Genomic DNA, 7,665 nt, shown 5'->3' with positions numbered 1-7,665 from the left:
CCAAACCTTGAACCTGGCGCGCCACCCTCGGGAGACAGCATCCCCCTGTGCGTTCCTGAAATCCGCGGTAACGAATGGCAATATATTAGGGATTGTCTGGATACCAACTGGGTTTCATCCGTGGGGAAATATGTCACACACTTCGAGGAGAAACTGGCAACCTATGTTGGCACGCAGCACGCTGTAGCCACAAGTAATGGAACTGCCGCGCTACATGTTGCTCTGCTGGTTGCTGGGGTAGAACCTGATGATGAAGTACTGATCTCGGCCCTGACCTTTATTGCACCGGCAAATGCCGTGCGCTACGCAAGCGCCTGGCCCGTGTTTATCGATGCAGAGCCGCGTTACTGGCAGATGGATACTCAGCAAGTCGTGGATTTTCTAGAAAATGGTTGTCACTGGAAATCCGGCGCGCTTTTCAATAAACAGACCGGACGGCGCGTCAAAGCCATTATTCCAGTGCATATTCTTGGACATCCTGTGGATATCGACCCTATTTTGGAAGCAGCCCGCAAATATGATTTGACAGTTATCGAAGATGCCACCGAAAGCCTGGGAGCCAGCTATAAGGGGCGCAATGTAGGTGCGCTGGGTGATATTGCCTGCTTTAGTTTCAACGGTAACAAAATCATCACCACCGGCGGTGGTGGAATGTTGGTTACTGACCGTGATGATTTTGCAGAAAAAGCGCGTTACCTGACTACCCAGGCTAAAGACGACCCGTTGGAATATATTCATCATCAAGTGGGTTATAACTACCGTCTGACAAATATCCAGGCAGCCATGGGGGTAGCGCAGTTGGAACTGTTGGATGAGTATATAGCGATCAAGATGCGTATAGCCAAGAAATACGCACGGGCTTTCGCCGATATTGATGGTATCCACTTGATAGAACAGGCAGAATGGGCCAATAGTACTTTTTGGCTAAATACCATTTTGGTAGATGCGGCTCAATATGGTCTCGACAGCCGACAACTGATGCATAAATTGGCCCGGAATAATATTCAATCGCGCCCGCTTTGGCAACCTTTGCACCGCAGTCCAGCCTATGCGGATGCTGTTTTCTCAATGCCCTGCCCTGTTGCCGATCTATTGAACCGCGATGCGCTCAGCTTGCCAAGTTCAGTTGGCTTGCGTGCTCAAGATCAGCAGCGTGTGATTGAATTGCTCCGCGCTCAAATTTCCTGATGCCCACCCCTGGAAATATTCTCTGTCTTCCTCACAACCCGGCGGCCTTTTCGGAGATGCTGGAAATTGTCGCGGCTTTGCTGCGGGTAGGACGCTATCAACCAATATTCATTTTTGATGGTTCTGGATACGATTCCGCTGTGCAGGTTTGCGAGGAACAGGGCATCGCTTATCGCACGGTCAGAAAACCATCTACATACAACCGTTCACAACCTGACGGTGCGGTGCTTTCCCAACGCCCCAAACGACGTTCAAGCGCGTCCGCCATTTTTTCTTGGGTAAAGAAAACTTTCCTGGCACAATTTATTCTGGCATGGTTTCAATATGCTCTCATCGTGCAGCGGGTACGGCGCCTGCTCGATGGAATCAACCCCCAAGGCATCTTGCTAGTCGGTGATCGTCATATTGGAATTGAAACTGCGCTAGTGGAGCTTGCCAACCGGCGCGGCATCCCCTCGTTGCTTATTCCTTATGCCTTGTCCGATCGAGAGAGCGCTGCTGTATATCGGTTGGCAATGCCAGATTGGCGGCGCACATACGGGATGGAGAGATGGCTCAACCGCATGGTGGTACGTCTACACCCGGAGTGGAGCTTCACGCAAAATGGAGAAACTCTGCTCTGGCAACCGCCAGCCACTATGCTGGCCGCAGCTATCTGGCGGATGATGCCTGTCGATCCCTGGGTTTTAGGCGGCGGGGCGGGCTGGGCGATGGCTGTCGAGAGCCATCACAGCAAAGACAATTTTATCCTTCAAGGGATGGCTGACGAAAAAATAACCATCGTTGGTAAGCCGCGCTATGACCGCGCCGCAAAAATTTGGCAGCAACGAGTTGAAGCGCGCCAACGTCTTTGCGCCGAGTGGGGGATTGATCCTGAGAAAAAATTGTTGGTTTGTGCTGTGCCGCAATTGGGGGAACATGATCTGCTCCCCTGGGATCAACACTGGGACGAAACCGAATTTCTGTTCGGTGTATTTTCTGATTTATTACCCCACACCAATGTAGTATTGAGCTTGCATCCCAAAAGCAATTTTGCTGAATATGCTCCGCGTGCAGAGCGCTATGGCTTGGTGATTGCCCACCAGAGCTATGACCAATTAATCCCCATCAGCGATGTGTTTGTAGCTGCCTATTCTTCAACGGTGACATTGGCAATTGCTGCCCATATTCCGGTGATCGTGGTAGATTTTCACAACTTTGATTACGATATTTTTAATGATGTTAACGGTATCATTATCGTTCGCCAGCGAGAAAAATTTGTGTCAACACTCCAGCGTATTTTGAATGATCAAGCTTTTTACCAGCAACTTGTCGATGGCCAGGCGCAGGCAGCGGAGTATTGGGTACGCTTTGACGGCAAGGCCACCGAGCGCATTTTAGATTTGATCGATGGTCTGGTTACCCGCGGGGAAGAAATACGCAAATTGCCCAGGCGCCAACGGCGCAAGGCGATGCATCCCTGGTCCCAGTGAGAATAAAAAAAGGAGTGGCCTGCGGATGCAGGCCACTCCTTTTTTTATTTCGTCAGCACCCCAATGGCTGCATCAAGTATCGCGTCTATCGCCCCAAGCGCGCTTTCTTCTGTAACAGGGACGAGAATATCGGGAACTACACCCACCCCCTCGATGAGGAGTTCGCCATTCGGGGTTTCGGAGCGTCCCGTGGGGAATTGCAGGGATAACTCTGCCGGCAAGTCGTATTGGCCGCGTCCTACTTCGCCGTAGGCCCCCGCGGTGGGGAAGTGGCCGATAATGGTGGTGTTGTCGCGGTAGGTCATTGAGTTTGCGAAGCCCTCACAGGCGCTGATGCAGTAGGGGCTGACTAACACTGCCACTGGACCATCATAATACAGCGGCCCTGGTTGAATCTGCCCGGGGTAGTCTTTGTACTCAAATTCACCCAGTAATTCGTTGTAGTACGAGCGTCGCGAGATTTCAATCTCTTTATCATAAAAATAACCTGCGAACGCGCCCGCCAACCCGGAACTGCCGCCACCGTTGACGCGCATATCTAAAATGATGCCGGGAACTTCGAGATCAATCAGCGTACTGATGTAATGCTCCCACAATTGAGCCATCAGATTGTAGTCATCGGAGAAGGTGTTAATGCGGATATAGCCCAGCCCGGAGGGTTCCAGTATTTCGCCGACAATCGCCGGACTGACTGCGTCTGTAGCCAGGGATGGAATCCAGGCGAAAAGTGAGTCGTATTCAACCTCGGCTTTGAGTGTGATGTCGCGTTTACTCCCGCCGGGATTTTTTACGTTGATTGTGACTTCGTGGTTGGGGGCGACGCGCGTCAAGAAAACGAGTTGCTCGAAGCGTTTGTGGTGTTCGGTGGAGTACGGCCCGAAGAAGGGTTCTATGGCGTCAATCGCTTCGCCAATGGGCGTAGAATCCCATTGGTGAATTTCAGCGCCCACCTCCAGCCCCGCGCGTGCTGCCGGGGACTCCGGGAACACATCCACCACCAGGACGCGGCCATCACTCAATTCGGTCAAAATCATCCCAAAGCTGCCGCTGTAATTTTTATAAAATAGTTGTGAAATCATGTCGTTAAAGCCGATGCCGATATGCGCATCGGGGATTGCCAATGTGAAGGCTTTCAGCGCCCAGAAAAAATCTTCATCGTCTTGCGCGGCGGCGATTTGAGGCGCATATTCGTCGTGGAGCGCCTGCCAGTCGAGATTCTTGTCGGGTGTGAAGGGGTATTCGCGGGCGACTTTCTCGTACAGGGCATTGAAGGCCTCGGTGTAGCTCAAGTCGGTATAATCGTTGACAGCTGTATCGCCCTCAACGAGCGTGATGTTGGGCTGGGCCTGTTTATGAATGCGAAAAGGCTGTTCGTTGAGATCGATGATATTGTAGCCCGCCGGAATGAGCGCAATCGGGTCGTCATCGGTGAAGAGTTTTTCATCTGCGCCGAAAGCGGTGGGGAAGCCTTGCTCGTCGTCGGGCGCCCAGACGATCAGCGTGCCGCCCGTGATCTCGTAGTCGCGGTCGGAATCGGTAATTGTGCTGGCATACGCCGTAGACCAGCCGGTGCCGTCGCGCGGTTCAAGAAATGGCCCGCCCCAGGTATTTGACCAATAGGCCACAGCAAAAATCTGCACGCCAGGATCGCTCTCGTCATTGTTATCCACGTCGCTGGGTGTGCCCTGTGGGATGGCAGGCAGCGCCAATTCGTAGAGCAGCGTATCATCACCGATCAGTTCTACTGGCCCGATGGCCTGCCCACCGAGGGGGAACTCAAATTCGAGATCGCGGGCGATGAACCCGGCCTGGTCTTCAAGCATCACAAAGGCCTCAGAAACCGTATCGAGGAAAAACGGCGATGTGAAGGGAATTTCGCCGTGGATATGAACTGGCTCGTCGGGGTGTTCTGCGCCGGGGTGTACGGGTATGGGCGGCAACGCGGTTGGCGTTGGTATGAGCGTGGGGATTGGCGTGGGTGTGTTTGTGATGCCGGTTATGGCGCTGCACGCCAGTGTGGCTGCTGCCAGAACCAGAAGAATACCAATAAATAGGGTCTTGTTGCTCATTGAGTCCATCCTTGGGGTTGATGTATACTTGAATTACTCATCTCATTGTGGCGAGAATTCCTCAACAAAGTATGCCACATTCCCAAACACGGAGCAAGCGATGGATTTATTCGAACAGATCACCTCTCAGAAACAACTTAGCCAGAGGGTACTATTGGCAGTGCGCGCTGCTATTCGTGATATATATTATCCGGATACGCCCGCGGAAGACATCCAATGCGGCGATATGAGTTCCTTTGCGCGTGGCACAAATACAGATGCGTTTCCGGATATGGATTTGATCTTTTTCAACGCCCCCTTGGATGAGAGCCGGGGATATAAAGATTGGACGGCGATTGGAACCCGGGAGTTGGTCGGCAAAAAAGAGGGTATTACCAGCCTCGAAGAGTTGCGTCTTTATGATGCGCGCCTGACCGATGCCGTTCTGCAGGTGGGGGCTGCATTAGAGAACTGTTTTCAGCGGCCTCAAGGGATGGCCCAATTTAACTTTGTGCGTACCTGGCCCGGATACCCTGGTGTGGTCTTCAATCTCTCGTTGCCGCACCCGCAATATGGCGAACTGGCTTTCGATATCGATATTGATTATTCGAACAGCCACTATGGCGTGGAACATGCCCGCCGCTTTGCGCAGTACTTCCAGCGGGTAGTAAGTGAACTTGACGCAGGGCGTGCTGTTCAACTTGTAGAAGAGATCAAACGACTAAAAGTGCAGGCCAAAAACCTGGCCCGCGACGCCGATGGCTGGATTGACCGCGCCAAGAAACTTCCCGGTTTCGTCATCGAGGGTTTGTTCGTACAGCGCTTTCCGCCCTATACCTATGCCGAATTGATGGCCCAGATCGTTGCCCATCACTGGAATTCGGGGCGTGAACCAACAGATCGCTGGGTTGGCGATCAGCGCAATCAAATTATTGCTGCCGGGTTCTCGTTCTCTGCTTTACTGGAAAATATGGCCTGTGATAATGCCTCTCTTACCAAAGGTGCCTGGGGGATTCTTTTGGAGATTGCACAGACACAGCGCGCTTGAGTCGCTTCGGCGAAGCACTCAGGTGCTTGATTTCAATGTTGACGTTTGATACATTGGAGGCATTCTAACCATATGGAGGTAACCATGACCTACCTTGAGAAAGTTCGCGCCTCCAGCGCTGACCCCCAGGCGTTGGAGAAATTGTATCAATCGGCCCGTGCGCAGGCTCAGTTGGCCGATTTCCGCGCCGGGTTGTTGGCTTGCTATGAAGATAGCCCTGAAAACGTGCTGCTGGCGGCCTGGTATTTTCGCCTGCAGCAAAGCGCACCGGAGGCAGAATCCGCCCCAAAAAGGGCGACCAACTGGAAGCTTGCCATTTCGATGAGCATCCTCACCGGCCTGGTACTCTGGCTCATCACCACCGAAGATGGGCCGATGTTCCTCGATCATCTGCCCTATTTTGTACTCTTTTGGTCGCCGATTGCCGCTCTTTTCAGTATGGTATTTTTAGCGGGGACAGCCAAGAAGAATTACAGTCGAACTGCCGCGCTTACTGCGGCTTTATTGTTGTCAGGATTATATGTCTTTTTGATTTCCCCTGGGCTAACCGGTAAATTCCAGACGCGTTATCTGGAATTGATGGCAATTCACTTGCCGCTGCTGGCCTGGATTACGCTGGGGATCACCGTATTGGGGATGAAATCCAGCTTTGAGGATCGCTTTGCCTTTTTAATCAAATCCATTGAGACGATGATCACCGCCGGTTTGTATCTCATCTTTGGTATGGTGCTGGGCGGGATCACCTTTGGCATGTTCGCTGCCCTCAATGTGGAGATTCCCGATGCGGTGATGCGCCTGATCTTGATTGGTGGTTTCGGCCTGCTGCCCACTCTGGCAATCGCGACGATCTACGATCCCGCGTCCAGCCCTGCCGGGCAAGATTTTACTCAGGGATTGAGCAAGTTCATCGCGACTATGATGCGCATCCTGCTGCCCTTGTTGCTCGCTGTGCTGGTGGTGTATGTTTTCCTGATCCCTTTCAACTTCATGGAACCTTTCAACCAACGTGATGTGCTTATCGTCTACAATGCCCTGCTTTTCGCCATTATGGGCCTGCTGATGGGCGCAACACCGATACGACCGGATGAACTGGAGCCGAATATGCAGCGTTGGCTGCGCAACGGCATCCTGGCTGTGGCAATCTTGGGCACGCTGATCAGCATCTATGCTCTCGCGGCAATCGTCTACCGTACATTCGAGGGTGGTATGACAATCAATCGCCTGGCCGTAATCGGTTGGAATGCGATCAATATCGGCATCTTGATAACTTTGATCGTTAAGCAGTTCAAAGATGGTCAGGAGCGTTGGGTTGAGTCGCTTCAAAAAGTTTTCAGCCTTGGCACGAATTTCTACGTCATCTGGGGGGTGTTTCTGGTGGTAGCGATACCACTGCTCTTCCGGTAATTGCTGTTAAAAAAACGGACGCGGATTTCGCGGATGTACGCGGATAAAGAGCTTTAAAAAAATCCGTTAATCCGTGTTGATCCGTGTCCGTTTTTTTTCTGTGATTACCATGTATACTTGAACCATGCTCAAACTTCTCCTCGTCGAAGATAACCCCAAACTGCGTACTGCCCTGGCTGTTGGCCTCGATGCCACTCGCGCGGTGCAGACCATCCACGCCTGTGACAGTGGCGAAGATGCTCTGGCCTACTGTATTCAGACATCGGATGTTTCTGAAGACATCCGATGTCTTATTGATGTTATTCTCATGGATGTTCAACTTGCGGGCGAAATGAATGGCATTCAAAGCGCCGTTGCCATCCGGCGCGAGTTCCCCCGTTTGCCCGTGGTTTTCTATTCTATTCAAGATGACGACTCTTACTACCGCGACTTCCTCAATTCTGGTATTCTCAGTCACTATGCATATGTACGCAAATCGAATTATTTATTGCCAGAGATGATCGTT

Annotated in this window: 6 protein-coding genes; 5 read left to right on the top strand and 1 reads right to left on the bottom strand. The window is 52.0% G+C overall.

Annotated features, from left to right (window positions below; translation table 11 throughout):
* Both HN413_16760 and HN413_16755 read left to right on the top strand, forming a co-directional pair.
* A partial coding sequence (locus HN413_16760) for a LegC family aminotransferase (GenBank protein MBT3392052.1) occupies positions 1–1,188 on the top strand: 1,188 nt, incomplete at its 5' end.
* Positions 1,188–2,660 (top strand): hypothetical protein, encoded by a 1,473-nt coding sequence (locus HN413_16755; protein MBT3392051.1) that lies wholly within the window; start codon positions 1,188–1,190, stop codon positions 2,658–2,660. The genes HN413_16760 and HN413_16755, both read left to right, overlap by 1 nt.
* A gap of 44 nt (positions 2,661–2,704) precedes the next feature.
* Here HN413_16755 and HN413_16750 read toward each other — a convergent pair whose 3' ends face one another.
* Complete coding sequence (locus HN413_16750; GenBank protein MBT3392050.1) at positions 2,705–4,729, bottom strand: peptidase S41; 2,025 nt, start codon at positions 4,727–4,729, stop codon at positions 2,705–2,707.
* 100 nt (positions 4,730–4,829) lie between these two features.
* On the opposite strand from HN413_16750, the gene HN413_16745 reads away from it, so the two are divergent.
* From HN413_16745 to HN413_16735, 3 genes are all read left to right on the top strand, one after another.
* Complete coding sequence (locus HN413_16745; GenBank protein ID MBT3392049.1) at positions 4,830–5,756, top strand: hypothetical protein; 927 nt, start codon at positions 4,830–4,832, stop codon at positions 5,754–5,756.
* Positions 5,757–5,840: 84 nt separating this feature from the next.
* Positions 5,841–7,160, top strand: a complete 1,320-nt coding sequence (locus HN413_16740) for a hypothetical protein (GenBank protein ID MBT3392048.1) — start codon at positions 5,841–5,843, stop codon at positions 7,158–7,160.
* A gap of 124 nt (positions 7,161–7,284) precedes the next feature.
* The coding region (locus HN413_16735; GenBank protein MBT3392047.1) for a response regulator at positions 7,285–7,665 on the top strand (381 nt) is incomplete at its 3' end.

The organism is Chloroflexota bacterium (assembly GCA_018648225.1).
GTDB lineage: Bacteria > Chloroflexota > Anaerolineae > Anaerolineales > UBA11858 > NIOZ-UU35.
The sequence above is the reverse complement of the archived record's forward strand: the minus strand, read 5'-3'. Positions and strand labels throughout refer to the sequence as shown.